We start from the raw sequence: 2,651 nt of genomic DNA on the forward strand, positions 1-2,651 counted from the left end.
CAGGGGCCTCGGCCAATGCCGAAGAGCTTCGCCAATGGAGCCGGGCCAACATGGCCAACTATAAGGTGCCACGCGCGATCGAAATTCTGGACGCCCTGCCGCTCAACCCTGCGGGCAAGGTGCAGAAATTCCTGCTGACCTCGGGACACGAAGGTCTGCGCCATGCCGGTTGACGGCGTGCGCATTGATCTAGGCGGTCAGGTGGCGCTGGTCACAGGCGGTGCCAAGGGCATAGGCCGCGCCATTGCCGAAACCCTGCTGGAGGCCGGTTGCGAGGTTGTCGTCTGTGGTCGCAACGCGCCCGAAAGCCTGCCGTCCGGTGGAGGTTGTGAAGCCGTCTTTATGGCCTGTGATGTGCGGGCACCCGATCAGGTTGCGGCCATGGTGGATGGGATCGCCGCCCGTTTTGGCCGTCTGGATATTGTCGTCAATAATGCGGGTGGATCGCCACTGGCCGATGCATCCACGGCTTCGCCGCGCTTTAGCGACGCGATTGTGGCGCTGAACCTGATGGCCCCGCTGCATGTGTCGCAGGCGGCGCACAAATACATGCAGGCACAGGAAACCGGCGGTTCCATCGTCAATATTTGCAGTGTCTCGGGTATCCGTCCGTCGCCCGGCACGGCCATCTATGGCGCGGCCAAGGCGGGATTGCTGAACCTGACCCAGTCGCTGGCGATGGAGTGGGGGCCAAAAATCCGCGTCAACGCCATCATTGTCGGGCTGATCGAAACCGAAGGCTCGGTCGACCATTATGGCGCGGGCCATGCGGCCATTGCTGCCGCCCTGCCGCTGAAGCGTATGGGGCAGGGGCGCGATATCGCCAATGCCGTTCTTTATCTGTCTTCGCCGCTGGCCTCGTATGTCAGCGGGACACGCCTGTCGGTGGACGGCGGCGGCGAACGCCCGTCCTTCCTCGATCTGGTTTGATCCTCTCCCCGGTGCAAACCACTAGGGCCTCTCCGAATGGAGAGGCCCTTTTTTTAGGTTCGCTGAGGATAAGGCTACTTAGGCTTGAGGCGCGCGAGCATGCTGCGCGCCACGGGCCTCACGCGGCAGGCCCAGCGCCCGCTCGGCAATGATATTGCGCTGGATCTGGTTGGTGCCAGCATAGATGGTTTCTGAACGCGACATGAGGTGCATGTGCGTTAGCGCGCCAAAGTCGGCCTCGCCCGTACCGACATGACCGGACAGCCCCTGAACATCCATGGCCAGCTCCCCCAACGCACGGTGCCACAAGGCCCAGTACAGCTTGTAGGTATAGGCTCCTGCGGGTGTTTTATTGGGATCGTCATTGGCCAGCATGCGCAGGGCGCTGGCCCGCATGACCGTCAGTCCCACATGGGCCTTGGCCAGTCGCTGGCGGATCAGCGGAGACTTGGCGGCCCCATTGGCCTTGGCCAGTGCCACCAGTTCTTCCAGTTCGTTGCGGAACTGCATCTGCTGGCCCAGTGTCGAGACGCCGCGCTCGAAGGCGAGGGTGGACATGGCCACTTTCCAGCCTTCACCGGGTTGGCCGACAATGTTCTCGGCGGCAGTTTCGGCATTGTCGAAGAAGACCTCGTTGAACTCGGCCTCGCCGGTCATCTGGCGGATAGGGCGCACGGTGACGCCCTTCTGGTTCATCGGCACCAGCAGATAGGCCAGACCGCTGGCCCCGTGCGTACCTGAATCGGCGCGGCAAATCACAAACACCCAGTCGGAAAACTGGGCCATCGAAGTCCAGACCTTCTGGCCGTTGATGATCCAGCGCCCGTCCTTCAGCCAGGCGGTGGTGCGCACATTGGACAGGTCCGATCCGGCATTGGGCTCGGAATAGCCCTGACACCAGATGTCCTGACCGGCTGCGATAGCGGGCAGGAACTGTTTCTTCTGTTTTTCGGTGCCGTGCAGCAGGATGGTCGGACCGGCCAGCTCGATGCCGATGTGACCAATGCGTGAGGGGGCCTTGGCGCGGGCATACTCCTCGGCAAAGATCACCTGTTCCTCGATACTGGCACCACGGCCGCCCCATTGCTCTGGCCAGCCGATACAGCTCCAGCGCGCCGTGCCCAGCGCCGCTTCCCATTCACGGCGCTCGGGGATCAGATCAACGTGGTTGTTCAGCCCCCGCAGGTGGGCAAAGGGGCCGGATAATTGGTCGTCCAGCCATTGGGCGACTTCCTGCCGGAAGCCTTCGAGTTCGGGCGCGAAATCGCGGCTCATCACAGGCTCCTAGATGGCTTCGGCAATGGTCAGCGACAGGCCGTCCAGCGCATCGTTCATGTGGATCTGGCAGGCCAGACGCGAGGAGGGGCGAACCTCGATCACATCGCCGATGGCCTCGATCATTTCGGCTTCGTCATCGGCGGCGGCATCCAGCTTGGACAGCCATTTCTCGTCGACATAGACGTGGCAGCTGCCGCACGAACACGCCCCGCCACAGGTGCCTTCGACGGTGGTGCCACCATCGCGCAGGGCCTCCATCAGGCGTGCACCGGAAGCGACGTCCAACGTCAGGGTCTGACCGTCTTGCTGGGTTACAAAAATCTGGGGCATCAAGCGACCTCGAAGAGACCGGCGGCACCCATGCCGCCGGCGACACACATGGAAACGATGACATATTTGACGCCGCGGCGCTTGCCCTCGATGAGGGCGTGGCCGACGAGGCG

4 protein-coding genes are annotated in these 2,651 nt (G+C 62.9%); 1 reads left to right on the plus strand and 3 read right to left on the minus strand.

Annotated features, from left to right (window positions below; all coding sequences use genetic code 11):
* Positions 1-162 precede the first annotated feature (162 nt).
* Entirely contained in the window at positions 163-930 is a 768-nt protein-coding gene (locus RSB01_RS13920; protein ID WP_332591824.1) for an SDR family oxidoreductase, read from the plus strand.
* Positions 931-1,008: 78 nt separating this feature from the next.
* Here RSB01_RS13920 and RSB01_RS13925 read toward each other — a convergent pair whose 3' ends face one another.
* The 3 genes from RSB01_RS13925 to RSB01_RS13935 all read right to left on the minus strand — a co-directional run.
* Positions 1,009-2,205, minus strand: coding sequence for an acyl-CoA dehydrogenase family protein (locus RSB01_RS13925; RefSeq protein ID WP_332591823.1), 1,197 nt, complete (start codon positions 2,203-2,205; stop codon positions 1,009-1,011).
* 9 nt (positions 2,206-2,214) lie between these two features.
* The gene (locus RSB01_RS13930) at positions 2,215-2,538 is read right to left on the minus strand and encodes a 2Fe-2S iron-sulfur cluster-binding protein (RefSeq protein WP_332591822.1); all 324 of its coding nucleotides are present in this window, start codon (positions 2,536-2,538) and stop codon (positions 2,215-2,217) included.
* A partial coding sequence (locus RSB01_RS13935; RefSeq protein ID WP_332625733.1) for a hypothetical protein occupies positions 2,538-2,651 on the minus strand: 114 nt, incomplete at its 5' end. The genes RSB01_RS13935 and RSB01_RS13930, both read right to left, overlap by 1 nt.

The sequence above is a fragment of the Brevundimonas sp. genome (assembly GCF_036659295.1).
Lineage (GTDB): Bacteria > Pseudomonadota > Alphaproteobacteria > Caulobacterales > Caulobacteraceae > Brevundimonas.